The sequence below is a fragment of the Pyxidicoccus sp. MSG2 genome, assembly GCF_026626705.1.
GTDB lineage: Bacteria > Myxococcota > Myxococcia > Myxococcales > Myxococcaceae > Myxococcus.
Genome location: NZ_JAPNKC010000001.1, coordinates 6,488,825 through 6,514,944, shown reverse-complemented (window position 1 = coordinate 6,514,944; position 26,120 = coordinate 6,488,825). Strand labels below are relative to the sequence as shown.

Sequence of the window (26,120 nt, the reverse complement as noted above, 5' to 3'; positions counted from 1 at the left end):
CGGGCACCGCGCCACCAGGTCATTCCGCGCAATCCACTGCCACGACAGGCTGCTCAGAAGGTACCGCCGACGCTCACGGTGCCCTGGTAGCTGCCGCCCTCGTTGAAGTCGCCGCCGCCGGAATCCACGTTCGGAGCGAACTCCTTGTCGAAGAGGAAGTTGTAGTTGACGCGCGCATCCACGGCGAGGAATGAGCCGATGGCACCCCGGAGACCGACGCCCGCCGGCACGCTGCCCACGGTGTCGTCCGAGAAGCCGAGTCCCTCGCCGCCGCGGAAGTTGTAGTCGTTGATGCCGATGCCGCCGAGCAGATAGGGCTGCCAGGGGGTGGCGAACAGGCCCAGGGTCGCCACGGCCGTGCCGCCGTTGCGGACGAGGTCCGGGCCGTCCACCGCGCCGCCCGCGGTCGGGATGTCGATGTTGTTCACCGCGCCGCTGTAGCCCAGCTCGATGCCGAACACCTTGGACGGCCGGATGGCCGCCGTCACACCCGCCGTGGCGCCAGGGTTGATCTGCGGCGCCAGCGCACCGGTATAGCCCTCCACGCCGCCGCCGATGAGCAGCGTCAGGCCCGTCATGTCGTTCTTTTCCTTCTCCTTCACCTCCAGCGGCTCAATGGGCTCCGCCGCCGCGGCCGTGGGCCGGTAGTCGGGAGGAGGTGTGGCAACGCCGCTACCGCCCGTGGCTTCGCCCTGCGGCGGGTACGCCTCGGACTGCGGCGGAGGCAGCTCCTCGGTCTGCGGCGAGGTCTGCGGCGGGGTCTGCGGCGGCGGCATCACTTCCTGGGACGGCGGCGGGGTCAGCTCCTGGGACGACGGGGCCTGCATCGTTCCACTGCCGCCCGTACCCTCCTTCACCGGCTCGCACCGCAGCAGCATCTCGCCCGACTTGCCGCTGCCGCCGATGCCCGGCTCCTGCTTTTCCACATCCTGCTTTTCCACATCCTGTCCCACGTCGCCGCTGCCACCCACGCCTTCATCGAGCAGCGGGTCCTGCGCCACGCCTGTGTCGGGCACCGGCTCCGTCTCGATGATGGTGGTGTCCTCCTGCTGGACGTCTCCCTCCACGGGCATCTCATCCTGCGCCTGGGCCAGCATCACCCCTTGCGACGCCCCGTCAGCGCTTGCCCGTGAAGGCGGGCAATCACCGTCAGCGGCAACAGCCGCCGTGCCGTACATGAGCGCCCCGATGGCGCCCGCCAGAATCTTCGCTTTCATCCAACCCTCCATCGTCGAGTGGCTGACCTGAAGGTTGTTTGCGAAGTGACATCCGGCAAGGCGCCACCCGGCAAGGGCGAATTGCTGGAGGGGCCGTTCGTCCGTGGGGCGGCCGGGCGTGGCGTGGAGGCAACAGGGGTTGCGCGTCAGCCCTCGCGCAGCCAGTCGGTGGCGGTGACGACGGGCAGTTGCAGCGCGCGCTCGCGGTCCAGGTCCAGGTTGCCGATGTGCAGCGACAGCGGAGACTGCACCCATTTGTAGATGGACTGCTGGAAGAGGCGGACGAACTTCTCCACGTAGCCGCTCAGGCGCGCCGCCTCCACCTCCGGGAACATGGCGGTGAGTGCCTGGAGCATCTCCGCGGGGGTGAGCTTCTCGCCCGCGTGCAGGTAGAAGCATGCGTCGAGCACGGGGAAGGGCATCAGCTCCTCCTCCCCCACCTGGTTGTGCGCCAGCTCCGGACCGGCGGGCTTGGCGAGCACCTTCTTGATGCCCTCGTAGCCCGTCGTCTCCTGCAGGTAGTCGAGCAGGTACATCACCACCGTCTTCGGTACGTTGGCGATGACGGCCAGAGCCCCCATGAGGTCTCCACCGATGGTTGTGTAGCCCACCGACTTTTCACTCATGTTGCCTGTCTGCAGGAACAGGCCGCCGCAGGAGTTGCTCCAGTTCCACATGCGCTGGGCGCGCAGGCGGGCCTGGATGTTCTGCTCCGTAATCGGCGTGACGGGCTTGTCCCCCAGCATCTTCTGGGCGACGGCGCGCTCTCGCTCGAAGGCCTCGTCGATGGAGACCACCTGGAAGGGCACTCCCAGCTCGCGGGCAATCGTCTCGGCCGCTTCGCTGGTGGCGTCGCTGGAATAACGGCTGGGCATGTAGAACGCGCGGATGAGCGAGCCCGGGTCCTCCGGCCGCGCCTTCTTCGCGTAGCGGTGGGCGATGAGCAGCGTCAGCAGCGAGTCACGCCCGCCCGACAGGGCGATTCCCAGCACCTTGAAGGCGCGCGTCTTCTCGAAGTAGTCGCCCACGCCCAGGGCCAGCGCGTCGAGCAAATCCTCGCACAGGGCTTCCCGGGCGGGCCGGCGCGGGTCCGGCCCCGGGAGGAAGAAGCTGCGGTGCGGGGGCACCGGGTAGGTGAGCCCCTCGCGCCGCGTGCGCACCGCGGCGGAGCAGTCCACCACGGGCACCCGCTGGCCGCCGTTGGCCACCCACGCCTCGCGGTCCACGCGCCAGGTGGTGGCCTCGCCGCGCAGGCGCAGGGTGCGGTCCAGGTCCACCACCGCGGCGGCGTAGCCCTCCTGGAAGCGCGGCGTCTCCATGACGTGGCGGCCGTTCTGGTTGAGGAAGCCGCCGCCGTCGAAGATGAGGCCGTCGTTGCTGCCCAGCCCGTTGCAGTAGGCGATGGTGCACTGGTGGTCCGCCGCGCGGGTGGCGATGAGCTCGCGCCGCGTCTCCACGAACCCCAGACGAAAGGGAGAGGCGGACAGGTTCACCACCAGCTCCGCGCCGGAATAGGTGCGCCGGCGCATGGGGCCGTCCGCGCTCCAGATGTCCTCGCACACCTCCGGCGCCACGAGGCCGAAGTCGAACTGGAAGAGGTAGTCCCCCAGCGGCACGCCCCGGTAGACCTCCGCCATGCCCGGCAGGCCGCGGCCGAACGTCCGGGCCTCGTAGAAGACGCTGTAGGTGGGCAGCTTCTCCTTGGGCACGAGCCCCAGCACGCGCCCACCCGCCACCACCGCCGCGCAGTTGAGGCGCAGGCCCTGCCAGGCGATGCCCACGCCGACGACGAAGACGGTGGGCAGCGCGGCCGTCTCGCGGGCGAAGCGCTCCAGTTCCGGCCACTGCCGGTCGATGAAGCCCTGCCACTGCACCAGGTCCTCGGCCGGATAGCCGGCGATGAGCTGCTCCTGGAAGACCCCGAGCGTCACCCCATCCGCCGCCATCTTCTTCGCCTGCGCCAGGGCCCTGTCCGTGTTCTTGCTGAAGGCGCCCACGGTGGTGTTGACGCTGGCAAGCCCAAGCTTCACGAGCCGCATGGTGGTTCCAGTCCCCTTTCGGCCGGACGCGCCCGGGAGTGGCCCGCCATCCGGCACCGGTGTGGGGCCCAGCAATGCCCGGCCCGCCCCTCAAGGCAAGCCCAACCCGCGGGCCGGAGGGGCCCCGCGGTCAGTTCAGCGGTCCGGAGGGCCGCACGGGCTGGAGGCGGCCGATGAGCTCGCCGATGTCCTCCATCACCGCATCCAGGCGCCGCTTCACGTCCAGCTCGGCCAGCAACTCCTGGCGACGCTCGGCTTCCGGGATGATGGCGGAGGCCACCACGTCCGCCAGCATGCCGCCCATGGCGCGCGCGGCCACCGGCAGCAGGTTCTCCGCGAAGGAGGGAGGCACCCGGCCGGCCAGCTCGAAGACGGCCTGGCGGAGCTGCTCCTCCTCGGGCCCCTGGTAGGGCAGATCTGGCAGCACCTGGGCGGAGACTTCGCGGTAGAGCTTGTCGCCCGTCAGCTCGCCGGCCAGGCGGACGCGGCACACGCCCTGGAGGAGAATGTTGTAGCGCCCCTCTTCCACCTGCTCGTCCCAGATGATGATGCCCGCGCACATCATGGGCTGCATGGGTGGCTTGCCGCCGTAGCTGCCCTCCCAGCCGGACTCGAGCTGGGCCAGCGCCATGACGCGGTCCCCGGCGAGCGCGTCCTTCACCAGGGCGCGGTAGCGCGGCTCGAAGATATGGAGGGGGATGACGGTGTGCGGGAAGAGCACCGCCGAGGGCAGCGGGAAGACCTTCAGCGCGCTGGCGGCGCGCTCGACACGTTCTTGAGCGGTCATTGGGGGCACCCCTGTGGAGATAAGCCCATCGGCCCCAGGCCGCATTCCAAACATGCGGCCCGCCGAGCGCTCTTTCCAGGCTACACCGACATGTGGGTTCCGCCGGGCCGGGCAGGATACAGCGCCAGCAGCAGCGCGCCCGCCGAGGCGGAGAACACGGAGTAGTCCAGCGGCTCCTTGGGCCCGAAGGAAAGGGCCATGGCGGTGCCGAACAGCGCCAGCAGCACGGAGGCGCACAGCGCCACCTGGCGCCGCCGGAAGCCGAGCACCAGCAGGAGGCCCAGGCAGAGTTCCGCGGCGGTGGCGGCCCACGCGAGGAAGGGACTGGTGGACGCGGGCATGAAGGCGTTCACCTCACCCGTGTAGCGGATGAAGTTGTCGAAGTACCCGAGGCCCGGGTCCGCCTTCCAGACGCCGAAGCGGCTGGCGACGGCGGACAGGAAGGCGCCGCCGAGCGCGAGGCGGGCGTACAGCAGCCCGAATCGCTCCAGCGTCCAGACGCGCGGGAGGTCCGCCACGGAGTCCGATGCGGTGGTGTGCATGGGCGTCACTCCACGGTGGCGAGGAACGCGGTGCCGTGCTCCTCGCACCAGCGCTGGTACGTCTTGAGGCGGTCGTTCGACGTCACCCGGCCGGTGACCTCGCCGTCCTTGCCGAGGTACTCGATGGCGCCGCGCACGTTGATGAGGATGATGGTCGGCTCGTCGCCCACGGCCATCCAGGTGTCGACGTTGCCGGGCGGCTCATAGACGTAGGTGCCCGGGCCAATCACCTCGCCGGTGTCGAGGAGCTTGCGGCTTCCGGAGATGTTGAAGCCATGCGCCTCGCCGGTGTGCCGGTGCAGGGGGATGACGGTGCCGGGCTCGAGCCGGAAGAGGTACATCCAGCCGCTGTCGTCGCGGAAGAAGCGCAGCGGCTTGAAGGACAACCCGGGACGGCCCATGGGAATCCAGGGCATGCGGTCCGGGTGGACGGGGTGCGAGGCGGCGGGGGCAGCGGGCGTCATGGGGTGTCTCCTGTCGTCTGGAAGTGACGGCAGAGTGCCCTCGGCGATGTCCCGATGGCAGAGCCAGGATTGACGAATCTCACTGGGCCAATCCAAGGTTGCCGGCGGTATGGACCTGCACGTCAACCTCCAGAGCCGCCGCGACATCGCCGGGCAGATCTACCGGGAGCTGCGCGCGGCCATCCTCGACGGCCGGCTGCGGCGCGGAGAGCGGGTGCCGCCCACGCGCGAGCTGGCGAAGCGCCTCTCGGTGTCGCGCAACACGGTGAGCGTGGCCTATGAGTGGCTCACCGCGGAGGGCCTGCTGGCGGGCCGCACCCGGGCAGGCAGCTTCGTGCAGGGTGAAACGCCCCGGGGGCGTGGCCGCGTGAGGGCGTCCTCGGCGGTGCGGCTGCGCGCCCGGGCCATCTGGAGCACCCTGCCCGACCCGCGCGCCCCCGACGCGCCCGTGGCCCATGACTTTCGCGTGGGCATTCCGGACTCGCGGCTGTTCCCCTACGAGACGTGGCGCCGGTTCCTGGCGCGGCAGCTCCGGGCCGCCACGGTGCCGTCGGGGCACGCGGAAGCGGCCGGCCACCTCGGGCTGCGCGAGGCGGTGACCCGGCACGTGGGTGTCGCTCGGGGCGTCCACGCGGACGCGGGGGACGTCCTCGTCACGCACGGCGCGCAGCAGGCGCTGGACCTCATCGGGCGGGTGTTGCTGGAGCCGGGGGACTGCGTCGCCGTGGAGGAGCCGGGCTATCCGCCCGCGAGGATGCTGTTCCAGTCCCTGGGGGCGCGCGTGGTGTCCGTCCCCGTCGACGCGGAGGGGCTCGACGTGCGCGCGCTGCCGGACGACGCGCGGCTCGTCTACGTGACGCCCTCGCACCAGTTCCCGCTCGGCATGCCCATGTCGCCCGCGCGGCGGACGGCGCTGCTCGACTGGGCGAAGCAGCGGGACGCGGTGGTGATTGAAGACGACTACGACAGCGAGTTCCGCTTCGGCGGGCGCCCGCTGGAGACGCTGTTCAGCCTGGACCGCTCCGGCCGGGTCATCTACGTCGGCTCGTTCTCGAAGGTGATGCTCCCCGCGCTGCGCCTGGGGTTCCTCATCGCGCCGCCCTCCATCCAACGGGAGTTGCGGGTGGCCAAGCAGGTGAGTGACTGGCACAGCCAGTGGCCGGCGCAGGCCGCGCTCGCGCGCTTCATCGACGAGGGACTGCTCGCGCGGCACATCCGCAAGATGCGGCGCGAGTACGAGAGCCGGCACGAGCGCATCCTGGAGCGGCTGACGCGCGACTTCGGCGACTGGCTCCAGCCGTTGCCATCCGTGGCGGGCCTGCACCTGAGCGCGACGCTCCGTCGGGGGGGCCTGAAGCTGGAGCGGGAGACCCTGGAGCGTGCGAAGGCGGCCGGCGTGGGCATCGAGGGACTGTCGAGCTACTACGCGAGCAGGCCCGCGCAGCCGGGCTTCGTGCTCGGCTATGGCGCGGTGGCGACCACCCACATCGACGAGGGACTTCGCCGCCTGCGCGCCTGTGTCGCGGCGGCGGCCACGGCGAAACGCCCGTAGGAGGACAACGCCGGCCCGGACGCAGGGGTGAACCTCGAACAGGTGCTGGATGCGAGGGCCGGGCGCATAGGATGGGCGCGAGGAGTCCTGGTCCCCGCTCGGTGCGCACGTCGTGGATGTCCTCTTCGCGGGGCTGGCCCGCCGCGCCCGACTGTTCACCCACGGCTGGGGCGACGAGCAACTGCTGGAGAAGGTGGAGGTGGGGACCTCCTTCCTCCCGGAGCCGGCCCGCGTCACTCCCGAGTGGGGTGACGCCAGGCCGCACCGGGGCGCGTGGCTGCGGGACGGAACCTTCACCTCGCCCCTGCCCCTCCTGGCCCCGCCCGTCCAGACGGCGCATGTCCGGTGGCTGAGCGCGGAGCACACCCGTGGGCGCTCGGCCTGTGTGGTGCTCGCCGCTTCGCGCGAAGAGGGCTACGTGCTCCGCGAGCGTCTCTACTCGCCGCTGGTCCGTGAGGGCGTCGACCTCTTCCTGCTGGAGAATCCGTACTACGGCGTGCGCCGTCCGCTCGGACAGAAGGGCGGCGCGCTGCGCACCGTCAGCGACCACGTGCTGATGAACCTCGGCATGGTGGAGGAGGCCCGCGCACTGCTCACGTGGCTGCGTGACGCCGGCTACGAGCGCCTGGGCATCGCGGGGTACAGCATGGGCGGGTACATGGCGGCGCTCACGGCGGTGCTGTTCCCGGGGCCGCTCGCCGTGGCGGCGCTGGCGGCGGGCGCGTCCCCCGTGCCCGTGTTCACCCGGGGGCTGCTGTCGTGGTCCATCTCTTTCTCGGAACTGGACGGCGCCCGGCGTGACGCGGAGCAGGCCCGCCAGCGGCTGGGCCGCATCTTCGACCTGGCGAACCTGACGAAGTTCCCACTCCCGCGACAGCCCGGCGCGGCCATCCTGCTCGCTTGCAAGAAGGACGGCTTCGTCCCGGCGGCGGAGACGCGCACCCTGCACGCCCACTGGAAGGAGAGCGAGCTGCGGTGGGTGAACGCCGGGCACGTCTCCGCCATCCTCACCGAGCGGACGGCGCTGTGCGCCGCGGTCCGGGATTCACTCGCGCGTGTGGCGCCCCTCCCACGACAGTCAGAATGACCATGGACGCCATCAAGACGCTGACCGCCATCGCCACCGCCGCGATGCAGCCGCTCGCCAAGGCAGGTGGATTCAAGAAGAAGGAGCTGACCTGGCGCCGCCGTCACGGTGAGACGCTCCAGGTGCTCAACGTGCAGCGCTCACACGGCAACACCGCGAGCGAGGCCCGGTGCTACGTGAATGTGGCCATCGCCTTCGATGCCCTCTACCGCCTGGAGAACGAGCCCGTCCCCGAAGCACCCAGGGAACACGAGTGTCACTTCCGCGAGCGGATGGAGGACCTGGTCGCAGGTGCTCCGTCCAACTGGAGCGTGGACGCGAGCACCGATGAAGCGGAGCTGACGGAGCGGCTCGCGGCGGACCTCGCTCGCGTCGCCGCGTTTCTCGACGCGGTGGACGGCCCCGCGAAGCTGCTGCGGCACCAGGCGCTGGACCATGGCGCCCAGCTCTTCCTGCGCGCGCAACTCCGCTACGTGACGGGAGACCGCGACGGGGCGCTCGCCGACGTGCGCCGCGGCGTGAAGTTCTTCGCTGACCGCGGGCTCACGCTCGAGCGGCAGCTTCGCGAACTCCACCTCACGCCTCTCGCATCACGCTCCACAGCTCCGTCGAAATAGCAGCTTCGCGCAGGGAATCGCCCGCTCCTGGCGCGCCCCAGCACCGGTCTCCACGCTGCCGTCGGGTTGACACTCCTGCGGCAGGAGCCCGAGGCGTGAACGGTCCAGGCCCGGTTCGCCCTTGAGTACCTCTCTGTCGGCCTCGCCCGGTAGCGTCCTTCCGGGTAGACGTCGGGGGGAGGGGCGGGGGTGGGGGTGGGGGTGGGGTGCAGAAGGCGGGGCCGAGAAGGGCCGCTGACGGGGCCAGCAAGGCCGCGCGGGTACACGGGACGGTGCACCCCCTTGGGGCACACCCCTGCCCTGGCCGCCCTCGCTTGAGCAGAGAGGCAGGCTGTTGGGGCGTGTTGACAGCGGCTGCGCCAGGTTCAGCACCACGCCTGCTGGGGGGCCCCGGGCCGGGGCCCTCTTCAGAGCCTGCTTGGGAAGTCCCAGGTGCTCCAATATCGAGCGCACCCCAGCGAGGGCCGGCACAACGCCAGCACCTTTCGCCTGTCTCCACACTACGGACTGGCGAACTCGTCCAGCATGCACGTCCTGCGCAGCAGCCCGGCCCAATCCACCCGCGCCGGCCTCTGCTTCCTCGGCTCCTCTACCGTCGCGGCCAAGGAGAGGCTCTCCTTCTGTGGGCCCGCCTCCGTCCCCGCTGGAGGGAGCAGAAATGGGCGGAGCTTGGCGCCCGGAGCGAAGACGCCATGAACCTCGTGAGGTTCGCCCGAGGCGGAGGCACCAGGGACGCCAGGTGACGGAGCAGTTCCAGCCCGGTGAAGAAAAGATGCGTGGTGCCGTCCGCCAGCGGGCGCTTCATCCGGTACGCCAGGCGGCCGTCCTGCACTCGTGACAAACACTCCAGCGCCAGCGCACCGCGTGCTCCGTAGCGGCACAGCCGCTCCAGGCCCTGCCGGTTGTTCTCGTGAAAGTCCGTATTGGCATGCAGGGAAAAGACTTCCAGGAAGGCGCACCGGGGCTGCTTTCGGGGAGGGAGCCGCACGTCCACCTCCGTCCAGCGCAGCCGCTGCTGCAGGGAGTGCGCCTTGTACGCCTGCAGCGCGTCCTCAGGCCCTTGCGCGAGCAGGGCCCCTCTTTTCTCCAGCAGGCGCAGCACCCGGTGACGCACCACCCAGAGCAACCGCTCCAGCTCAGCGGCTGAGCGACCGGACCTAAACCGCCTCGACGAATCCCCTAAACATCGGAGCGGTTGTTTCGATGAAGGGAGTGGTGGTGATGGGGCAGCAGCCATTCAGGCTGACGCCCGAGCAGATGGAGGAGCGGCGACTGTTCGCCGCTTCGCTGCTGGCATCGGGCTGGCGCCCGGTGGATGTGGCGGACGAGTGCGGCGTCACCCGAGGAGCGGTGTCGCAGTGGTGCAAAGCCCTCGCGCAGGGGGGCGTCAAGAGGCTGCGGCGCAAGCCCCATGAGGGCCGCCCCTGCCGGCTGAGCCCTTCGCAGTGGAAGCAAGTGGCTCGAGTGCTCAAGGCCGGCGCCGTTCGGGCCGGCTTTCCCACGGAGCGATGGACTCTTCCACGCATCGCCCTTCTCATTGAGCAACGCTGGGGCGTGCGCTACCACCCGCGCTCTTTGTCCAGGCCCCTGCATCGGCTGGGGTTCTCTGCGCACCGTCCTCATTCCCAGGCCCGCGAGCGGGATGCCGCGCTCATTGAAGCCTGGGTCCAGCGGGACTGGCCTCGCATCAAAAGGGGGCTCGAAGAAGCGGGAGGGCGATTGCCTTCCTGGATGAGACGGGTCACACGTTTCGGGCCCGCCTGGGCACCACCTGGGCGCCGGTGGGACAAGTCCCCGTCCTCAAGCGCCTGAGCAGGCGCCGTGAGGTTTCCAGCATCGTGCTGCTGACGGCCCCGCAAGGCGGTGAACGCCCCAAGGTGCTCGCTCGCCACGTCATTGGCGCTGTCCACGACAAAGAAGTCATCGCCGCGTTGCGCTACTTCCGCCAGCGCATCGGACGCCCCCTGGTCATCATCTGGGACCGCCTTCAGGCGCACCGTTCCAAGGCGATTCGCGCATGGCTGCAACGACATACGAAGGACTTCCGCATCGAGTGGCTTCCCCCGTACGCCCCGGACCTCGACTCAGAAGAGGGCTGCAATGGCATGGTGAAGGAGGCCTTGCTCAACGCGGCGCCCCCAGCCATTTCGGACCTCAGGCGCCTGGCGCGAAGGGAATTCCTCACCCTCCAGCATCGCCCCGATGTCCTCCGCTCCTTCTTCGAGCATGCGGGGCTTCATGTTTAGCGGACTCGCCGAGGCGGTTTAGAAGTCCATATCACCCACGCCGCCGCCCAGCATGCCGTCGGCGCCGCCGGCCGCCACTGGAAGCGCCGCCATACACGCCCTGGTGACTTGTCAGCACGCCGTCGTCAATCTTAAGGTTGTGTTTCCATCTGGAGGAAGCACCATGCACAAGTCCATCATCGCCGGAGTGCTCGCCGCGATCTCGCTGACGGCCGCGCCTGTGACCGGGGCCGCCGATCCCGCGTCGCGCCCCCTGCGGGGCGACCCCAACGATCCATGCTTCCTCAGCGCGGGCTGCTTCTGGGCCGTCGACGGATGGGTCTGCCCGCACCCCGACATCTACATGATGTGCGCGGCGGGCTGATCGACGGGCCGGTCGAGCCGAAACGAAAAGGGCGGGCCCGTTTCCGGACCCGCCCTTTTCTGTTTCAGCTCAGCGTCTGAACGACCGGATCGTGAAGTCCATGTCGCCCCGCTGGCAATGCCCCGCGAGAAGCCAGTGTGGGTTGGGGGCGTGGGAATGGGCTGTCACCTGCACTGGGTCAGCGAGTGGCGCCGAAAACACCGCATCGACTATGCGCCGTCCATGAACAAGCACTTCTGGGACTCCGATCACAACGAGGCGGGGCCAGCGCCGTCTCTTGAAGTTCAAGACCGCGCCTAAGGACAGAGGCCCCCCCGGCACCTCGGTTTCAGCGGCACCGGCTGGGCCACAGAGGCCGCCCGACAGGAAAGCAGCGCGCACGCAGGCACGCGGCGGGGAGCCCCGCCCCTCATCGAGGGCCACCGCCCGCCAGCGTCCGAGAGGGGGCTCACAGAGGGGATACCGGACGCCGAGGTGAACGTGGCCGCCAATTCCTCCTACACGTTCGCGCCGGGTCCATTGGTACGACGTGCGGATTGAGCATTCCGTTACATTCAACCCGCACCCGCCGAGCCCACCGGGCTGCATGGGGAGTCCGACGACCTCAATGCGGGGGGTAGCCGAAGCGCTGGAGCAGGTCGCATGGAAGGCGGGGCCCGAAGCGGCCTGTCCGGTGATCTCCGCCCGTCAGCGGGTAGGGTCGCGCGCGCCCTGGACGGCGTCGGCCAGTTCACGCACGGGCGCCAGCAATCTGTACATCTCGCGGGTGGTGCGCGGGACGGCTATCACCTCCACCGACAGGACGCCGTTCTCGATGGAGAAGGTCTCGAAGACGTTGGCCAGGTTCAGCATGGGCCCTCGTACCCCCGCGCTGAGGAGGACGGCGCTGGCCCGGGGGGTGACCCTGTCCAGGTCCAGCACGGCATCGAGGCTGGCATCGCCAATCTCCTCGTTCTTCGCGCCGAACAGCATGAGGAATATGTCGCCTCGCGTCTTGGACCGGATGGTTACGTCGCGCGGAAAGCCGTCACCCAGCTTGTGCCGGACGATGGTGACGATGTGGAACGCCCTGCCCCATCCCCGGTGCTCGGTCTCCACGGTGAACGACCGCCCGGCGTGGCGGCCCTTCATCTCCAGCGTCCCCTCGGAGTACATGAACCCGGGCGTCGCCATGAAGGACCAGCCGCGAGTGGTCGCGAAGTCCTGCCAGGCCTGGAGTGTCTGCTGCCAGCGCCGCCAGCGGACGTAGCCGATGAGGCTCGCGGCCCCCAAGCCGACTCCGAAGACGCCGGAGAAGATTCCAATTTGTAGCCCGGTCATTCCCGCGAGCATCCCCGCCCGGCGCGTATCGGCCAACCCCCCTTCGTGCGCGGGGGCCTCCGGACGGGACGTGACGGGGTGTATTCTCCAGAACGGCCTGGAGTTTCAGGAACTTTGCGCTCTCTTGCGCGCTATCGGCCGAGCGTGCACCCGTGCTTCGGGGGTCATCTGCCTGCCTTGCCGCCGCGTCGTTCGCGGACGACTGACCAGGCCCGGTTGTCGCGCGCCGGTCATGTGCGAGCGGAGGGCGGCATGGTTTCCACGTAGCGGGCTCGTGGACGCAACAGGTGGCCCTGCTCGCGCTGCTCCAACACGTGCGCCATCCAGTCCGCCGCGCACCCCACGGCGAAGAGCGTGGCCGCGCTTCCCGAGCAGCGAAGCACCAGGCGATGACGGCTGGCATGTGGATGCCAGCTTCCCAGCCTACGTGCCCGGCTGGCCGTGGACGGCCGTGGGCTTCCTGCCGCGGAACCTGCCGCTCAAGCTCGTGGCGAAGATGTCCTGAGCGGCGGGTGCGCACACGAGGTCAGGGCGTGACGCCCACCCCTCTCAAGGTGCAGGAAGCATGTCGCTCCCTGATGGGCTGGACCATGGCGCCGAGCTCTTCCTGCGCGCGCAACTGCGGTACGTGACGGGCGACCTCGATGGGGCGCTCGCCGCCGTGCGCCGCGGCGTGAAGTTCTTCGCTGACCGCGGGCTCACGCTCGAGCGGCAGCTTCGCGAACTCCACCTCACGCCGCTCGCATCACGCGCCACAGCTCCGTCGAAATAACAGCTTCGTGCAGGGAATCGCCCCAGAGCCGGCTGCGCGTCCAGGTCACCTGGAGCACCCTGCCCGCCCTATGCGAGCCCGAGGGGCCCGCAGCCCATGACTTCCGCGTCGGCATTCCGGACGCGATGCTGTTTCCCTTCGAGGCGTGGCGCAGGCTGGGCCACGACGAACGTCCCGCGCACGTTCGTGCGGTGCAGGCGGTCGAAGTCGGCTCGTGCGGGTGTTGCCCGACTGGGCCGACGAGACCTTCCCGCTCTACGCCTACCATCACTCCCCGCAGCGCATGTCCGCCAAGGTCCGAGCGTTCCTCGACTTCCTGACGGAGCGCGTGCGGACGATGGCCGCGGGCTGAGCGCCTTCGTCAGGCGCGGGAGGGGGCCGGAGGCGCGGTGCGCTGCCACGCCTCCAGTTCCTGCACGCGCCCGAGCCATGCCCGGATGTTCGCGTAGTCCCCGAGCGGCAGCCGCGCGGGCCCCGCGAGGGCGAACGACGAGGCGAGCGAGAAGTCCGCGAGCGTCAGGCGATCCTGCGTGACCCACGTCCGGCCCGCGAGGTGCGAGTCCAGCACGGGCGCGGCCTGCGCGAAGAGGGCTTCGCCGCGGGCGACCTCGGTGGGGTTCGGCGGCCCGCGGCCGGTGCGCTGCTTCACGAAGTTCTCCAGGACGAGGACGGTGGCCGCCTGAGACATGTGGGCGGAGCACCAGAAGAGCCAGCGGTTCACGTCGGCGCGGCCGCGCGCGTCCGAGGGAAGCAGGGTCTGTCCCGGCGTCTTCTCCGCCAGGTACAGCATGATGGCGCGCGACTCCCAGAGCACGAAGCCGTCGTCGTCCAGCACCGGGACGCGCCCGTTGGGGTTGATGCCCAGGTACGACGTCTCGCGCTGCTTGCCCGTGGTGAGGTCCACCTCGATGCGCTCCAGGGGAATGTCGAGGTGGGTGGCCACGAGCAGCACGCGGCGCGAGTTTCCGGACATGGGGTGGAAGTAGAGCTTCATGGCGCTCCTCCAGGACGGCGTGGGTGGATGGGCAGGACCTACCCATCCTCTGTGACAGGGGGCTGTCAGGTATGAAGCATCAGGACGTAGAGGGGGTCCTTCTCCGTTTGCCCGCGCGCCACCACCAGCCCGTCGCGCAGGACGACGACCTCTTCCATCGCGTCGGGGAAGTGGACGAGCGGCGCCAGCTCCCGCCGCCGGTGGAAAGCCACCGGCCCGTCGCTCAGCGCATCCCAGAGGGCCAGGCGCAGGGCGTCCTCGGGCGCGGTCGTCCCCGCGACCTCGCCCAGGGCCTCGCCAGTCTCCAGGTCGAAGAAGCGGGTCACCGGAACCTCGGACCGGGTGATGGCGATGCCGTCACCCAGCGCCACCGCAGCATCGAGCGCCAGCAGGCCGCGGAAGGGCGCATCTAAACGGGTCGCGTCAAGCCTTCGGAGGGCTGTTGCAGTTGTATCCGTCATGCTTGAGTGGAACGGCATGCGGACATTCCTCCGGAGGCACACGGTCGCCGCACTCGCGGTGGGGTGGAGCCTCCTCCTTTACGGATGCACCATCGTGAGCACTCAAGGTTCGAAGACATCCGGCAGCCCCCCTGAAGCCCTGCGGTACCCGCAGGAGCTGGAGGCCGCCCTCGAGGCGGCGCTCATCTTCGCCGCGCTGGGCCCGGCGCAGGGGTCCGATGAAGAGCTCCTGGCCCGGCACCGGCTGGAAGCCGAGGACGACGGGCTCGCGCTGCTCCGGCGCTACGGGCTGGAGGTCGAGGGCCCCGAGGGCATCTCCGCGAAGGAGGCCGAGGAGATGCTGGAGCTGCCGTACTTCGGGCCCGGCAACCTCGTGGAACTCACCGTGGACGTCGCGCGCCTGCCGCACCTGCTCGTCCGCCTCGCGGACCCGGAGGCCCGGGTGTTGGCGCGCGCGGCCGCCGTCGCGGGCGTGGACGAGGCCGAGCTGCGCACGGTGCTCCGGCGCTCGGGCCTGGACCTGGAGGCGCGCACGCTGAAGCGCCACCCGTGGACCCGGATGCCGATAGCGCGGGACAGGTCGTGGACGAGCGTGAAGGTGGTGGAGACGGTCAAGGACCCGCGCCTGCAATTGTCGCTGCGCGAGGCCCGGCTGCTGGACCCGTCGCTCACGGTGGGGGCCGAGGTGGAGATGCCGAACACCGGGGAGGCGCTCAGCGACGTCCTCGAGGCCCTGCCTCCCCAGGCGCTGCGGCCGCGCTTCTACCGGCCCGCGCTGGAGGTCGAGCGCTTCGAGGCCCTGCGCAGGATTGTCCCCGAGGTGCCCACGCCCGAACCGCTGAAGGGGCTGGACCTGGGGCCGCTGCATGCGCTCTATCCGCAGGGCTACGGCGTCCTCTACGCGGACGTGCCCGGCGAGAAGGCGGAGCGGCTGTGGCGCACGCTGGATGCCCAGGCCTCCCGCACCGGCTACCGCCCCGTGCTCCTCGGCGGGAACGAGCGCGAATTGAGGGAGGCGCACCTCGCCTGGTGGGAGGAGCAGGCGAATCGCCCGAAGCTGCCCCAGCCCGACAACCACATCGGCCTGCCCATGTGGGACGACCCGGTGGAGGACCCTCCCTCGAATGTGGCGCTCGCCGAGCGCGTGGACGTGGAGGCCCTGATTGCGAAGGCCCGCGCCGCGCCGCGGAGCGACATGGGCGAAGACGAGGCGCAAGGTGTCCGCACGTCGCTCGGTGCGGTGGTAGAGCCGCTGTCCCGCAAGCCCTACGAGAGGGTGCGCCTCGCGCTCGTGCCCACGGATGCGGCGTGGAAGACGGTGGCCTTCCTGCCCGTCCTCCTGCAGGCCGGAGAGTCCACGCCGTCCCTGGTGAAGGTGACGGCGATGGCGCGTCGCTGGGAGGAGCGCTACGGCGCCCGTGTCGCCTCCGTCACTCCCGGCACCGTCGAGTGGGTGGTGGACCGGCTTCCGAAGGACCGGGACGCCGCGCTGGCCCTCGCGTACGAGCACCTGGCGTTGGTGCCCTCGAACGTGGGCACGGCCGAGCAGGAGGCTGCCGCGCTGCTGGAGTCGACCACCTGGCACCTCTGGTGGGACTGAGGCACGCGCCCTGGCGGCCGGCGAAGGCCCGCCGCTTGCGCGCGGCGGAGCTGGCCAGCCCCAGCACCGCCAGGGGAATGCCAATCACCACCGGCCACAGCCACAGCGGCTCGGCGCGGTGCCGGCCTGACACTCGCGGAATCGCGTTGCCGTCCACGACGATCCGGCTGATCTCGTGCAGCGCTACGAACCAGCAACGCTCGCCCTCGCGCAGGAAGACCTGGTCGTCGGGCCCCAGCATTCCGCGCGGCGCTTCCTCCGGTTTCATCGCGGCGTGACGTGCGCGCGCCCGCGCGACGGCGGCGGCCAACCGCTCGGGCACCACCGGCTTGACCAGGTAGTCGAGCGCGTTGGCTTCGAAGACGCGCACGGGCTACCGGACGCCGGGGTGAAAGTGGCCGCCTATTCCGCCATACGCACCTTCGGCTTCCCCCAGAACATGCAGCCCATGTTCCCCGCCATCCACAACGGTGGAACGACGGTGAACGGCGTCTACGCGCCGCCGTCCGACTTCGGGGTGGTGAAGGGCGACAAGCCGCAAGGGCAAGCCCATGGGGGACGCGGCAGGTGTACGCGCGCTCCCTCATCTGGGCCGAGGTAGCGCTGCCATCTCCTCGGGGTCCACGGGCACGGGCAGCCGCGTGTACGAGAACACCAGCGACGTCTCGATGCGGCTCACCTCGGGACGGCTGGTGAAGGACAGGATGGTCAGCCGCCGCAGGTGCTCGGTATCGCGACACACCACGTGCACCAGGAAGTCCGTGCTGCCGCCCAGGCAATAGACAGCCACCGTCTCCGGCAACGAGCGCAGGTGGTCGCCGATGCTGCCGAAGGCATGGTCGACATGGAGCCGCAGTTGGACGGAGATGAGCGCCTGGAGGCCCAGCCCCAGCGCGCCCGAGTCCAGCTCCGCGCGGTAGCCCTGGATGAAGCCTTCGGACTCCAGCTTCTTCACGCGCGTCAGGCACGTGGAGGGCGCCAGCCCCACCTGCGCCGCCAGCTCCTTGTTGGACAACCGCGCATCCTTCTGGAGCGCGGTCAAAATCGTGCGATCGATTCGGTCGAGAGGCGTCATTCCGGGCTCCCAGTCGAATTTCATTCGATGGATGGAGAACTGCTCCGACACCTATTCTACACAGATGCCCGGATACAGAATCGCATTGCTCGGAGTGCTCACCGCCGGCGCAGTCCTGGCGGCCCCCGCCCCGTCGAATCCGCTGCTGGCGCCCTGGAAGGGGCCCTACGGCGGCGTGCCCCCCTTCGACCGCGTGAAGGCCGAGCAGTTCCGGCCCGCCTTTGACGCCGCGATGGATGCGTCCCGGCGGGAAGTGGCCGCCATCGCGAGCGCCAGGGAGCCGCCCACGTTCGAGAACACCATCGCCGCGCTCGAGGATGCGGGGCGGGATTTCACGCGCGTCTACGAGGTCTACAACGCGTGGTCCAACGTGATGAACACGCCGGAGTTTCAAGAGGTGGAACGGGAGATGTCGCCCCGGCTGGCCGCCTTCTGGGACGAGATGCCGCAAGATGAGCGCCTCTTCCAGCGCGTCCAGGCGGTCCATGCGTCGCCGGAGCGGGCGAAGTGGACACCGGAGCAGCGGCGGCTCGTCGACCACTACCACCAGACGTTCGTGAATGAGGGTGCCTGGCTCGACACCAGGGGCCGCAAGCGCATGGCGGAGCTGAACCAGCGGCTCGCGGCGCTCTACACCACCTTCTCCCAGAACGTGCGGGGCGACGAGGCGGAAGGCATCGTGCTCGAAAGCGAGCAGGACCTGGCGGGGCTGCCCGAGCCCCTGCGGCGAGCCGCCGCCTCCGAGGCGGAAGCGCGGGGCATGAAGGACCGGTGGGTCGTGGCCAACACGCGCTCGGCGGTGGCGGACTTCCTCACGTTCTCGGACCGGCGGGCGCTGCGCGAGAAGGTCTGGCGCAACTATGACGGCCGGGGCAACCGAGGTGGCGCTCGCGACAACCACGCCATCATCTCGGAGATGCTGGCCCTTCGCGCGGAGCAGGCCCGGCTCCTGGGCTACCCCACCTATGCCCACCGGCAGCTGGCGCCCACCATGCTCAAGACGCCCGAGCGCGCCATGGCGCTGCTGGAGGAGATGTGGACGCCCGCCGTCGCCCGGGTGCGTGAAGAGGTGGCCGACATGCAGGCCCTCGCGCTGCGCTCCGGCCAGCGCGAGAAGATCGAGCCGTGGGACTACCGCTACTACGCGGAGAAGGTCCGCAAGGCGAAGTACGACTTCGATGAGAGCGAGGTGAAGCCGTATCTGCAGCTCGACGCGCTTCGGGAAGGCATGTTCTGGCTCGCGGGTGAGTTGTTTGGCTTCAGCTTCGCGTCCGCCAGGGGCGTGCCCGTCTACCACCCCGACGTGAGCGTCTTCGAAGTGAAGGACCGCGCCAGCGGCCGGCACGTGGGGCTGCTCTTCTTCGACCCCTACGCACGACAGGGCAAGTACAACGGCGGGCAGACGGACCCGTTCCGCATCCAGGAGCGGTTCCGGGGCACGGCGACGCCCATCGTGTCGAACGCCCTGCCCTTCGTGAAGCCGGCACCAGGGACACCCGCGCTGCTGGGCTGGCGCGACGCCCAGACGCTCTTCCATGAGTTCGGTCATGCCCTGCACGAGCTGAACTCGAACGTGGCCTACCCCTCCCTCGCGGGTGGGCGTGTGGTGCCCGACTACGCCGAGTTTCCCGGCAAGCTGTTCGAGCGCTGGGTGTCGTCACCGGAGGTCCTCGCCCGGTTCGCGCGCCACCATGTGACGGGCAAGCCGATGCCCGCGGCGCTCCTGGCGAAAATCGAGAAGGCGGCGGCCTTCAACCAGGGCTTCTACACGGTCGACTTCCTGACCTCGGCGCTGGTCGAGATGAAGCTCCATCTGGCCGCGGCGCCGCCGAAGGACCCCGGTGCATTCGAACAGGCCACACTGAAGCAGCTGGGCGCACCCGAAGCGGTCGGCATGCGCTTTCGCATGTCCCACTTCGGGCATGTCTTCGCCAGCAACGCATACGCCGCGGGCTACTACCGTTACCTGTGGGCGGATGTCCTGGCCGCGGATGCCTACGACGCGTTCTCGGGCAAGGCGCGCGCCCAGGTCCTCCAGGCCGCGAACCGCCTGCGGCGCCATGTGCTGTCCGTGGGAAACACCGTCGACCCGTTCGAGGGCTACCGCGCCTTCCGGGGCCGCGACGCCGACGCTGGCGCGCTACTGCGCGAGCGAAGCTTTCCCGCGGCCCCGGCCACACCGGCTCCGGCGAACCCGTAGCGCGGGACGCACGTTCAAGGCGTGGTCAGCGCCTGGACATGACGCTCTTCTGGAAGTCCCCCATCATGTTTCCTGGAGCCTGATAGACACACACCACATACGTCTCGTACCACCTGGTGCGGAGGTGCGGAGGAAGCAGCGCGCTGCGCGGTTGGACCCGGCGACGCTGCTCAAGCGCGGTTTCGCCTTCGACGTCTTCACCTGTCCTGGCTGCGGCGGGCGCCGGAGGTCAACGCGGCGCTGCTGGCGTTCCTGGAGAAGCTGCCCCGCTGACTCCGGTTGTAATGTCCCGGCGCATGAGCTCCGGGGAAGACGACACGCGGAAGACGACGGAGGAGGAGCTTCGCGCCGCGACGCTCGGCGAGCTGAAGCCACTGACGCGCCCGATTGTCGTGAGCGACTACGACCCCGCGTGGCCCGCGTTGTTCGAGCGCGAGGCCGCGAGGGTCCGCGCGACGCTGGACGCCCGGGTGAAGCGCCTGGAGCACGTGGGCTCGACGTCAGTGCCCGGCCTTCCCGCGAAGCCGGTCATCGACATGGTGCTCACCGTGGAGGACTCGGCGGACGAAGCGAGCTACGTGCCGGTGATGGAGGCGGCCGGGTACGTGCTCCGTATCCGCGAGCCCCACTGGTTCGAGCATCGGATGTTCAAGGGCCCCGACACGGACATCAACCTGCACGTGTTCACGGAGGGCTGTGCCGAGGTCGGCCAGATGCTCCTATTCCGCGACTGGCTTCGCATGCATCCCGAGGACCTGGAGCTCTACGCCGCCAGCAAGCGCGAGCTCGCGAAGCAGGAGTGGAAGTATGTGCAGAACTACGCCGACGCGAAGACGGACGTCGTGCAGCGGATATTGGCGAAGGCCCGCGCCGCGAACGGGTGAGCGCGCTTCGGCACGCACCGGTTGCGGCGGGGGGCCGCGGAGTCCAGGAAGGCCATGACACGCATGGGCGTGCGCCGGATCTCGAAGCCCACGGCGAGCGGCGTCAATCCAGGCGGCAGTCCGTGTCTGTCTTTTGGCAGCGGGCCGCCCCCCGGTGCATCGCCGCCCCCGGCTCGGCGAACAAGACACCGGGGCCGCGTCCTGAAACATGGCATGAAACATTCTCATGCCATGAACCAGACGGACGCGGCACCCGACCGCCATTCCGCGATGTCAGAGCATGCGTCTAGTTTCCACCCTGCTTCTTCAGAGGGGGTCGCATGCACGAAGACAACGGAAGCAGGATGAAACATGGGCTCGGTGGGCTGCTCTTGCTGGCGGCGGCGCTGTCATTGCAGGTGGCCTGCGGAGCGGTGGACGAAGCGCCGGAGGCACCCGGATTGGGCGTGGCCGAGCAGGCCACCCGGGGCTTGCTCCCGGACCTGACGGTGGAGGAGATCTCGCGCAGCTCGGGCGGCTTCAAGGCGAGGCTGTGCAACAGGGCGTCCCACGGCTCGGAGAGCACCTTCACGGTGCTGATGACGAACGACGGCACGGGCTCCTCCTTCCAGACCAACCCCGTGTATCCCTTTTCCGTGCCGGCGCCGGGTACCTGCATCTGGACGGGGGGCATCTCCTGCACGCAGCTGGGGGTCGGGTGCAAGGACTTCATCACGTTGACCGTGCATGTGGACGACACGAACAACGTGATTGAGACCTATGAGGACAACAACACGATGACGGTGTCCTTCCGCGAGGACCCCACCCTGCCGGACCTGACGGTGGAGGAGGTCATCCGCACAACGGGGGCCTACCATGCGCGGTACTGCAACCGGGGCATCGTCGACAGCTCGGCCACCTTCGCGATGCGGTTCCGCAACGTGGCGACGGGGCAGTCGTTCGACATGACCAACCCGCTCACGGTTCCCGCCCAGGGCACCTGCGCCTGGACTCCCCAGTTGCCCTGCATCGTCGTGGGGAGCAACTGCGCCGACACCATCGACGTGCAGGTGACCGCGGACGTCAACGGCGCGGTCTCCGAGTGGAGCGAGGTCAACAACGACGCGGTGGCCCACTTCACGCCGTCCTATGCGCTGCCGGACCTGGTCGTTTCGAACGTCTGGCGGCAGGGCAGTGCCTACGTCGTGTCGTACTGCAACCAGGGCCTGGGGACCTCCACGCTGCGCTTCCAGCTCCGGTTGATGAACGCCACGTCGTGGTGGACCTATCAGACCCCGTCCTATGCCCCGCTCCCAGTGCCAGCACCGGGGCAGTGCGCGCAGGTAGAGACCAGCACCTGCCTCGGGCCGAGCTGCTGGCCCGGGAGCTTCTGGGTCACCGTGGACGTCTCGAACGACGTGTTCGAGTCCAATGAGAGCAACAACCAGCGGTACATGACGTTCCCCTGAACGGATGGGCTGTGCCCCCGGGCCGGAAATCGCAGGCCATGGCGATTTCCGTGCGCCTTCTTCCGGCCCGGGGCCCTTTGCTTCATGACCCCTTTCGCACGCATTTCCCTCGCACTTCTCCCCTGTTCATGAGCTCGCCCGGGTCGAGCGGCACCTGAGCCTCGTGTCCAGAGGCTACGGCACGCGCTCCTGGCGCACCGCGGCCGGGGCGGGCGCCAGGACCACGCCGTCGAGCACGCCGTAGGCATAGGCCGCCGCGAAGGCATAGATGCCCACGAGGTACGTCACGTTGAGTGTCCTTGCCCGCCCGGCGTCCTGTGCGCTGTAGCGCCCGTCCGGCCCGCGTAGCGCGAGCGCCGTTCCCAGCGAGGCCGACGAGATCGCGAGGCTCAGTCCCTGCGTCACCGCGAGCACGGTGCCCATACGTGGCCGCCCATGCTTGAAGTGTCCCGTTCCGAAGGGCGCCAGGTACCACGCTTGCGACAGGGCGGGGGGAAGTGCCTGCTCTGAAGGGATGAGTGTGGGCGGAGGCTCCAACCGGGGGCGGCGCTCCGCGGCGAGCTCCGCGATGCGTGCCCGGTGCGCGGTGCGCGCCCTCGCCACGAAGGCGATGAAGTCCGGCGGGTACAGCAGCGGGTCCACCGCAGCGTCTTCGCGCACGACCAGCCCGCGCACGACTTCGTCCTCCGCGTGCGCCAGCTCCTCCTGCGCATGGTAGGTGGCCGCGAGCAGCAGGTGGGCCTCTGCCTCCAGCGCATCACCGCCCAGCCTCAGCGGGTAGAGCAGGGACTCCAGCTCGGCGCGAGCCCGGGACAGCTCGCCGGCCTGATAGGTATCGCGAATGGTGTCCAGTGGAGACGCGGTGAGCGCCAGCGCGAGCAGCACCGCGCCCATCATGGCGTTGCCTCCAGCATTCCTCCCCGCCCCAGCTCCCGCTCGAGTCGGTAGCGGCCCGCAAGCACTTCACCCGTCATCACCGGGTCATTCTCTGGGAGCGGCCCCTGGCAAGCAACCCGGGCCTGCTACAGCTTGCAGGCCTTCGTGTTCCCTACCATCTCGCAGGCCCCCTCGGCTCCGCCCGGACAGTCCCTGTCGAGCCGGCACGGCTGGCGGCAGCGAAGCGCGTCGCCCGACGACAAGCACACGCCGCAACGGCTGCAGTCCAGCGAGTTCTCGCAGGTCAGCCCCAGCGTCTCGGGCACGCCGGTGCAGTCCTCCACGCACTGGCCATCCGGGGCGCACCTGTATCCCAAATGGCAGATGTCACCCGCCTGCAAGTTGCACGTCTCCTCGCACCGCCGGCGCTCCTTGGGGCAGAAGGCGAAGATGGGGCACTCGAAGGTATCGCGGCACGGCTCGCCCAGCCTCAGCCCCTGGATGCAGCGCGAATCGTCGCACCGCGTCCCAGCGGGGCACTCGAAGTCCGTCTCGCACGTCAGCGCGTCCGTCCCGCCGTCCGTCCCGCCGTCCATCCCGCCGTCCGCGCCTCCGTCGGGCCCGGGAACCTCCGGGATGCACGCGCGGAGCGGGCCCCCCTGGTTGGGAACCGCGCCACATGCATACCCGGAGCGTGTACAGGCTTCGCCACAGGTGCGCAGACAGCGGCCCAGGTCCGGCGCGCACACGCTCCCTTCCGGACAGCCCTGTCCCTCCGAGCACTCCAGCAGGCAGTACCCGTCCGGGAAGCCCGCGCCGCAAGTGAGCCCCGACCCGCACTCCGAATCCGAGCCACAGGCCGCTCCCACCCGCGTCGCGTCCACGCGCACGCACCCTCCCTGCACACAGGCCTCGCCAGTGGCACAGGGGGTGGACTCGTCACAGCGGACGCGGATGTCGAGCGGGCAGCCCGCGACGACGAAGAGGGCGAGCGCGGGCAGCAGCAGTAGGAGGAGTCGGCGCATCACGAAGGCTCGGGCCACTCTATGCGGACGGGGGCGGAAGGACAGCCCCCGCCGGGAGGTCCTCCCTCGCCCCGCTCCGGAGCAAGGGAGGACGAGCTCATTCGGCTACATGCACATGCCCATCATGCCCGGCGCCGGCGCCATGCACTGCCCGCTGGCGCAGTGGGCGTTCTCGGTGCAGGGGAAGCCCATGGCCCCCGGGCTGCAGAAGCCAAGCACCGCGTTGGAGAAGGGCTTCACGCAGCTCCACTGCGACGGGCAGTTCGAGTTGTCCTTGCAGGCGCCCTGCATGCAGAAGCGGCCCTTGTTGGGGATGTACCCATCGTTGCACACGGCGCCGCCCTGACCGACGGGGCACACCCCGTCCTGCGGGCACGACGGGAAGCTGGCGCAGTAGGGCTGCTGGGCGCCCGAGTCATCCGGATCGAGGCACACCGCGTACTTGTCGCAACCGTCTTTGAAGTCGGAGGTGTTCGCGTTGCAGGAGGGCGGATTCGCGGGCGGCCTCAGGCTGCACAGGCCCTCCATGCAGCGCTGGTTGCTCGCGCACTGGCTGTCCGAGGAGCACGTGCTCACCGACTTCTTCTTGCAGAAGGCCACCGGAGTCCCCATGTCCTCCAGGTCGCAGTACTGGTCCGCCGCGCAGTTGGCGTCCGACTGGCAGCCGATGGCGCAGAGGCCGTTGAAGCAGAACTGGCCCGAAGGACAGGCGTTGCTCGCGCTACATAGGCCCCCTCCCTGCGAGTTGGGGTCGTTCGGGCCGGCATCTTTTCCCCCGTCATCACCGCCGCCTTCATTGGAGTTGCCGCAGCCCACCACCGCCAGCGCCAGGAAGAGGCTCATCACCAGGTGCTTCATGTCATTCTCTCTTTGTGAGGTTCGGTTCCATCGCGGCGGCCTTCCGCCGTCGCGCGACACCCGACCCCATCGCAACGCGCGTGCCGGGACGCGCGTCGCTCGCGATTCCCTTCGATTCCACGGGGTTGCGCGGTCTCCAGGCGCTCGCGACAGGACCGCCGCCGGGGAAACGTGCCAGGACTGGCACGATCTCGAGCCCTCCCGAGGAGGCGGCGTGTCAGCCCCTTCGCCGAGGTTGCGGAACAGGGAGCGCAAGCCGATCTCCCGCGCCATCAGCTCCAGAAGGACGGTCGCCTGAGCATCACGGAGCTGGCCACTCGGGTGCACCTGAGTGTCTCCCTGTGTCATCGCCGGGTGCGGGCGCTGGAGCCAAGTGGCGCCATCCGCGGCGACCTCGCCCTGGTCGACCCCGCCGCGGTGGGCCTGACGTTCGAGGCGCTCGTCTTCGTGACCATGCCGACGAGCGCCTTGGCGCCCTACCCGGCGTACAACGCATGCGTTCCACCCTGGTGATGAAGCACGTCGCCCGCGACCGCCAGGTGCAACTCTGACCGAGGCTGATGGAGTGCGACCTGGGTCGGCGAACGCGGTCAAGAAAGTCTTCGGCGAGATGTTCCGCACCGGGAAGGGGAACCCGGCCCTGGTGAATTCGCTGCTCGATCTGGTACCACGCCCCGCCCAGCGAGGCTCCCAGGGCCTTCACGGTGCGCGGAACGGACGTCTTCCAGCTCCAGCTTCAAGGCCCCGCGGTCTTGCATCTGCCCGCACCAGAACGGCACGCGGAGTGGGTGGGCCCCGTGGACATGGTCACCGCGCACGTCACGCTCCCCGGCGTGCTCCACGGCGCCACCGAGCGGCTCCGGCTCATCGTCACCCAGGAAGACGGAGGCAGGCGCTGGGAGAACACGTTCTCCGCGCTCGATCAGCCGCGAGGGATGAGCATCAGCCCTGCGTTCCGGGAGCCTTCCAGGGTCCCTCCGCTGACGCCTGAGCTACTCGCCGCGACGGAGGACACCACGGAAGTGGGGACGACCTTCGACGCGGACCTGGCGTTCTTCGACCTTCCGCGCGGGAAGGGCCGATACCGGGTCCAGGCGGTGCTCGACACGTTCGTGTCGAACGAAATCTGGATCGACATCCATCAGGAGTAGGCCCCGCTCGACGATGATTGCCCACCGTCCCCTTGCCCCTGGCATCTGCACGGGGCCCGCCCCAGGGGGAGTGGCTGCACTGAAGGGCAGAGGCCGCCCGACACGCAAGCAGTGCGCGCGCAGGCAGGCGGCGGGGACCCCGCCCCCCCATCGAGGGCCACGGCCCGCCAGCGTCCGAGGGGGCTCACAGAGGGGATACCGGACACCGAGGTGAAAGTGGCCGCCCATTCCGCCTATACGTGGCCGACGACGAAGCGCTCTCCCAGAGAGCGCTGAGCCCCACCGCTCCATTTATTTCATTCACAAATCATCTATCGCCACTGGCGCGCGTTCGACCCACGTCGAATGTAATGGGTTTGTGCTGACTCATGCATGGATTTAGCTGTGCGAAAACCACGGGCATTGTGCCGAATCGGCAGGAATCTGACCGCGGCCATGAATTGGCAATTGATAGGTCGCCAATGGACGCTATATATTTCCACTGCGGGTGAATAAAGCCAGCCCCGCATTCAAAGACAGTTCAGCTTGGGTGCCCGCGAGC

General features: G+C 69.3%; 28 protein-coding genes and 1 pseudogene. 15 read left to right on the top strand and 14 right to left on the bottom strand.

Going from position 1 to position 26,120, the window contains the following annotated elements; translation table 11 throughout:
• Positions 1-53 precede the first annotated feature (53 nt).
• From OV427_RS25615 to OV427_RS25595, 5 genes are all read right to left on the bottom strand, one after another.
• The gene (locus OV427_RS25615) at positions 54-1,217 is read right to left on the bottom strand and encodes an outer membrane protein (protein ID WP_267858791.1); all 1,164 of its coding nucleotides are present in this window, start codon (positions 1,215-1,217) and stop codon (positions 54-56) included.
• 146 nt (positions 1,218-1,363) lie between these two features.
• Positions 1,364-3,256 (bottom strand): NAD(+) synthase, encoded by a 1,893-nt coding sequence (nadE, locus tag OV427_RS25610; RefSeq protein WP_267858790.1) that lies wholly within the window; start codon positions 3,254-3,256, stop codon positions 1,364-1,366.
• A 130-nt stretch (positions 3,257-3,386) separates the two neighbouring features.
• Positions 3,387-4,043, bottom strand: a complete 657-nt coding sequence (locus OV427_RS25605; protein WP_267858789.1) for an LON peptidase substrate-binding domain-containing protein — start codon at positions 4,041-4,043, stop codon at positions 3,387-3,389.
• A gap of 80 nt (positions 4,044-4,123) precedes the next feature.
• Positions 4,124-4,585 carry a DoxX family membrane protein gene (locus tag OV427_RS25600; protein ID WP_267858788.1) on the bottom strand — a complete coding sequence of 154 codons (462 nt, stop codon included), beginning with the start codon at positions 4,583-4,585 and terminating at the stop codon, positions 4,124-4,126.
• A gap of 5 nt (positions 4,586-4,590) precedes the next feature.
• Positions 4,591-5,049, bottom strand: a complete 459-nt coding sequence (locus tag OV427_RS25595) for a cupin domain-containing protein (RefSeq protein ID WP_267858787.1) — start codon at positions 5,047-5,049, stop codon at positions 4,591-4,593.
• Positions 5,050-5,158: 109 nt separating this feature from the next.
• Here OV427_RS25595 and OV427_RS25590 point away from each other — a divergent pair, with 109 nt between their 5' ends.
• From OV427_RS25590 to OV427_RS25580, 3 genes are all read left to right on the top strand, one after another.
• Positions 5,159-6,601, top strand: a complete 1,443-nt coding sequence (locus OV427_RS25590; RefSeq protein WP_267858786.1) for a PLP-dependent aminotransferase family protein — start codon at positions 5,159-5,161, stop codon at positions 6,599-6,601.
• A gap of 112 nt (positions 6,602-6,713) precedes the next feature.
• Positions 6,714-7,688 carry an alpha/beta hydrolase family protein gene (locus OV427_RS25585; RefSeq protein WP_267858785.1) on the top strand — a complete coding sequence of 325 codons (975 nt, stop codon included), beginning with the start codon at positions 6,714-6,716 and terminating at the stop codon, positions 7,686-7,688.
• 2 nt (positions 7,689-7,690) lie between these two features.
• Complete coding sequence (locus OV427_RS25580) at positions 7,691-8,305, top strand: DUF4304 domain-containing protein (RefSeq protein WP_267858784.1); 615 nt, start codon at positions 7,691-7,693, stop codon at positions 8,303-8,305.
• A gap of 589 nt (positions 8,306-8,894) precedes the next feature.
• Here OV427_RS25580 and OV427_RS25575 read toward each other — a convergent pair.
• Positions 8,895-9,542 carry a transposase gene (locus OV427_RS25575; protein WP_267858783.1) on the bottom strand — a complete coding sequence of 216 codons (648 nt, stop codon included), beginning with the start codon at positions 9,540-9,542 and terminating at the stop codon, positions 8,895-8,897.
• Here OV427_RS25575 and OV427_RS25570 point away from each other — a divergent pair.
• The 3 genes from OV427_RS25570 (at position 9,509) to OV427_RS25560 (ending at position 10,915) form a co-directional block, all read left to right on the top strand.
• A complete protein-coding gene (locus OV427_RS25570) occupies positions 9,509-10,117 on the top strand; it encodes a winged helix-turn-helix domain-containing protein (protein WP_324289989.1) in 609 nt (202 codons plus the stop codon). The two genes, OV427_RS25575 and OV427_RS25570, sit on opposite strands and share 34 nt — an antisense overlap.
• On the top strand, positions 10,024-10,551 hold the full coding sequence (locus tag OV427_RS25565; protein ID WP_324290068.1) for a transposase: 528 nt from the start codon (positions 10,024-10,026) through the stop codon (positions 10,549-10,551). The genes OV427_RS25570 and OV427_RS25565 overlap by 94 nt, the downstream gene beginning before the upstream one ends.
• A 163-nt stretch (positions 10,552-10,714) precedes the next feature.
• Complete coding sequence (locus OV427_RS25560) at positions 10,715-10,915, top strand: hypothetical protein (RefSeq protein WP_267858782.1); 201 nt, start codon at positions 10,715-10,717, stop codon at positions 10,913-10,915.
• Between the two features lie 687 nt (positions 10,916-11,602).
• On the opposite strand, the gene OV427_RS25555 is transcribed toward OV427_RS25560, so the two are convergent.
• Entirely contained in the window at positions 11,603-12,235 is a 633-nt protein-coding gene (locus OV427_RS25555) for a hypothetical protein (RefSeq protein WP_267858781.1), read from the bottom strand.
• Between the two features lie 230 nt (positions 12,236-12,465).
• Positions 12,466-12,603, bottom strand: a pseudogene (locus OV427_RS50825) (citrate synthase); the annotation flags it as partial.
• 197 nt (positions 12,604-12,800) lie between these two features.
• Between OV427_RS50825 and OV427_RS25550 the strand changes: the two are divergent.
• Positions 12,801-13,007, top strand: a complete 207-nt coding sequence (locus OV427_RS25550; protein WP_267858780.1) for a hypothetical protein — start codon at positions 12,801-12,803, stop codon at positions 13,005-13,007.
• Positions 13,008-13,221: 214 nt separating this feature from the next.
• Complete coding sequence (locus OV427_RS25545) at positions 13,222-13,359, top strand: hypothetical protein (RefSeq protein WP_267858779.1); 138 nt, start codon at positions 13,222-13,224, stop codon at positions 13,357-13,359.
• 9 nt (positions 13,360-13,368) lie between these two features.
• Here the strand turns inward: OV427_RS25545 and OV427_RS25540 are convergent, their stop codons facing one another.
• Both OV427_RS25540 and OV427_RS25535 read right to left on the bottom strand, forming a co-directional pair.
• Complete coding sequence (locus OV427_RS25540; protein WP_267858778.1) at positions 13,369-14,001, bottom strand: glutathione S-transferase family protein; 633 nt, start codon at positions 13,999-14,001, stop codon at positions 13,369-13,371.
• 65 nt (positions 14,002-14,066) lie between these two features.
• Positions 14,067-14,480, bottom strand: a complete 414-nt coding sequence (locus tag OV427_RS25535; RefSeq protein WP_267858777.1) for a hypothetical protein — start codon at positions 14,478-14,480, stop codon at positions 14,067-14,069.
• A gap of 76 nt (positions 14,481-14,556) precedes the next feature.
• Between OV427_RS25535 and OV427_RS25530 the strand changes: the two genes are divergently transcribed.
• Together OV427_RS25530 and OV427_RS25525 are read left to right on the top strand one after the other, a co-directional pair.
• Positions 14,557-16,062 (top strand): DUF4253 domain-containing protein, encoded by a 1,506-nt coding sequence (locus OV427_RS25530; protein WP_267858776.1) that lies wholly within the window; start codon positions 14,557-14,559, stop codon positions 16,060-16,062.
• A 175-nt stretch (positions 16,063-16,237) separates the two neighbouring features.
• Entirely contained in the window at positions 16,238-16,663 is a 426-nt protein-coding gene (locus OV427_RS25525; RefSeq protein ID WP_267858775.1) for a hypothetical protein, read from the top strand.
• Here the strand turns inward: OV427_RS25525 and OV427_RS25520 are convergent.
• Positions 16,646-17,137: an Lrp/AsnC family transcriptional regulator gene (locus OV427_RS25520; RefSeq protein ID WP_267858774.1), complete on the bottom strand. Its 492-nt coding sequence runs from the start codon at positions 17,135-17,137 to the stop codon at positions 16,646-16,648. The two genes, OV427_RS25525 and OV427_RS25520, sit on opposite strands and share 18 nt — an antisense overlap.
• A 64-nt stretch (positions 17,138-17,201) precedes the next feature.
• Here OV427_RS25520 and OV427_RS25515 point away from each other — a divergent pair, with 64 nt between their 5' ends.
• The 3 genes from OV427_RS25515 (at position 17,202) to OV427_RS25505 (ending at position 21,669) form a co-directional block, all read left to right on the top strand.
• Positions 17,202-19,337, top strand: coding sequence for a M3 family metallopeptidase (locus tag OV427_RS25515; protein ID WP_420718278.1), 2,136 nt, complete (start codon positions 17,202-17,204; stop codon positions 19,335-19,337).
• Between the two features lie 296 nt (positions 19,338-19,633).
• Entirely contained in the window at positions 19,634-20,221 is a 588-nt protein-coding gene (locus tag OV427_RS25510) for a GrpB family protein (RefSeq protein WP_267858773.1), read from the top strand.
• Between the two features lie 344 nt (positions 20,222-20,565).
• Complete coding sequence (locus OV427_RS25505) at positions 20,566-21,669, top strand: hypothetical protein (protein ID WP_267858772.1); 1,104 nt, start codon at positions 20,566-20,568, stop codon at positions 21,667-21,669.
• Between the two features lie 174 nt (positions 21,670-21,843).
• On the opposite strand, the gene OV427_RS25500 is transcribed toward OV427_RS25505, so the two are convergent.
• The 3 genes from OV427_RS25500 to OV427_RS25490 form a co-directional block, all read right to left on the bottom strand.
• Positions 21,844-22,566, bottom strand: coding sequence for a hypothetical protein (locus tag OV427_RS25500; RefSeq protein WP_267858771.1), 723 nt, complete (start codon positions 22,564-22,566; stop codon positions 21,844-21,846).
• Positions 22,567-22,691: 125 nt separating this feature from the next.
• Complete coding sequence (locus tag OV427_RS25495; protein ID WP_267858770.1) at positions 22,692-23,570, bottom strand: hypothetical protein; 879 nt, start codon at positions 23,568-23,570, stop codon at positions 22,692-22,694.
• A 105-nt stretch (positions 23,571-23,675) separates the two neighbouring features.
• Positions 23,676-24,428, bottom strand: a complete 753-nt coding sequence (locus OV427_RS25490; protein ID WP_267858769.1) for a Dickkopf N-terminal cysteine-rich domain-containing protein — start codon at positions 24,426-24,428, stop codon at positions 23,676-23,678.
• 171 nt (positions 24,429-24,599) lie between these two features.
• Between OV427_RS25490 and OV427_RS25485 the strand changes: the two genes are divergently transcribed.
• On the top strand, positions 24,600-24,941 hold the full coding sequence (locus OV427_RS25485; protein ID WP_267858768.1) for an Lrp/AsnC family transcriptional regulator: 342 nt from the start codon (positions 24,600-24,602) through the stop codon (positions 24,939-24,941).
• Between the two features lie 284 nt (positions 24,942-25,225).
• The gene (locus OV427_RS25480) at positions 25,226-25,579 is read left to right on the top strand and encodes a hypothetical protein (protein ID WP_267858767.1); all 354 of its coding nucleotides are present in this window, start codon (positions 25,226-25,228) and stop codon (positions 25,577-25,579) included.
• The last annotated feature ends 541 nt before the right edge of the window (positions 25,580-26,120 follow it).

Excerpts from the sequence above, each read along its gene's own strand:
- OV427_RS25615 (WP_267858791.1), bottom strand. The coding sequence starts at position 1,217 with ATGAAAGCGAAGATTCTGGCGGGCGCCATCGGGGCGCTCATGTACGGC.
- nadE (WP_267858790.1), bottom strand. The coding sequence starts at position 3,256 with ATGCGGCTCGTGAAGCTTGGGCTTGCCAGCGTCAACACCACCGTGGGC.
- OV427_RS25605 (WP_267858789.1), bottom strand. The coding sequence starts at position 4,043 with ATGACCGCTCAAGAACGTGTCGAGCGCGCCGCCAGCGCGCTGAAGGTC.
- OV427_RS25600 (WP_267858788.1), bottom strand. The coding sequence starts at position 4,585 with ATGCACACCACCGCATCGGACTCCGTGGCGGACCTCCCGCGCGTCTGG.
- OV427_RS25595 (WP_267858787.1), bottom strand. The coding sequence starts at position 5,049 with ATGACGCCCGCTGCCCCCGCCGCCTCGCACCCCGTCCACCCGGACCGC.
- OV427_RS25590 (WP_267858786.1), top strand. The coding sequence starts at position 5,159 with ATGGACCTGCACGTCAACCTCCAGAGCCGCCGCGACATCGCCGGGCAG.
- OV427_RS25580 (WP_267858784.1), top strand. The coding sequence starts at position 7,691 with ATGGACGCCATCAAGACGCTGACCGCCATCGCCACCGCCGCGATGCAG.
- OV427_RS25570 (WP_324289989.1), top strand. The coding sequence starts at position 9,509 with ATGAAGGGAGTGGTGGTGATGGGGCAGCAGCCATTCAGGCTGACGCCC.
- OV427_RS25575 (WP_267858783.1), bottom strand. The coding sequence starts at position 9,542 with ATGGCTGCTGCCCCATCACCACCACTCCCTTCATCGAAACAACCGCTC.
- OV427_RS25560 (WP_267858782.1), top strand. The coding sequence starts at position 10,715 with ATGCACAAGTCCATCATCGCCGGAGTGCTCGCCGCGATCTCGCTGACG.
- OV427_RS25555 (WP_267858781.1), bottom strand. The coding sequence starts at position 12,235 with ATGACCGGGCTACAAATTGGAATCTTCTCCGGCGTCTTCGGAGTCGGC.
- OV427_RS25550 (WP_267858780.1), top strand. The coding sequence starts at position 12,801 with ATGTCGCTCCCTGATGGGCTGGACCATGGCGCCGAGCTCTTCCTGCGC.
- OV427_RS25540 (WP_267858778.1), bottom strand. The coding sequence starts at position 14,001 with ATGAAGCTCTACTTCCACCCCATGTCCGGAAACTCGCGCCGCGTGCTG.
- OV427_RS25535 (WP_267858777.1), bottom strand. The coding sequence starts at position 14,480 with ATGCCGTTCCACTCAAGCATGACGGATACAACTGCAACAGCCCTCCGA.
- OV427_RS25520 (WP_267858774.1), bottom strand. The coding sequence starts at position 17,137 with ATGACGCCTCTCGACCGAATCGATCGCACGATTTTGACCGCGCTCCAG.
- OV427_RS25515 (WP_420718278.1), top strand. The coding sequence starts at position 17,202 with ATGCCCGGATACAGAATCGCATTGCTCGGAGTGCTCACCGCCGGCGCA.
- OV427_RS25510 (WP_267858773.1), top strand. The coding sequence starts at position 19,634 with ATGAGCTCCGGGGAAGACGACACGCGGAAGACGACGGAGGAGGAGCTT.
- OV427_RS25505 (WP_267858772.1), top strand. The coding sequence starts at position 20,566 with ATGAAACATGGGCTCGGTGGGCTGCTCTTGCTGGCGGCGGCGCTGTCA.
- OV427_RS25500 (WP_267858771.1), bottom strand. The coding sequence starts at position 22,566 with ATGATGGGCGCGGTGCTGCTCGCGCTGGCGCTCACCGCGTCTCCACTG.
- OV427_RS25495 (WP_267858770.1), bottom strand. The coding sequence starts at position 23,570 with ATGCGCCGACTCCTCCTACTGCTGCTGCCCGCGCTCGCCCTCTTCGTC.
- OV427_RS25490 (WP_267858769.1), bottom strand. The coding sequence starts at position 24,428 with ATGAAGCACCTGGTGATGAGCCTCTTCCTGGCGCTGGCGGTGGTGGGC.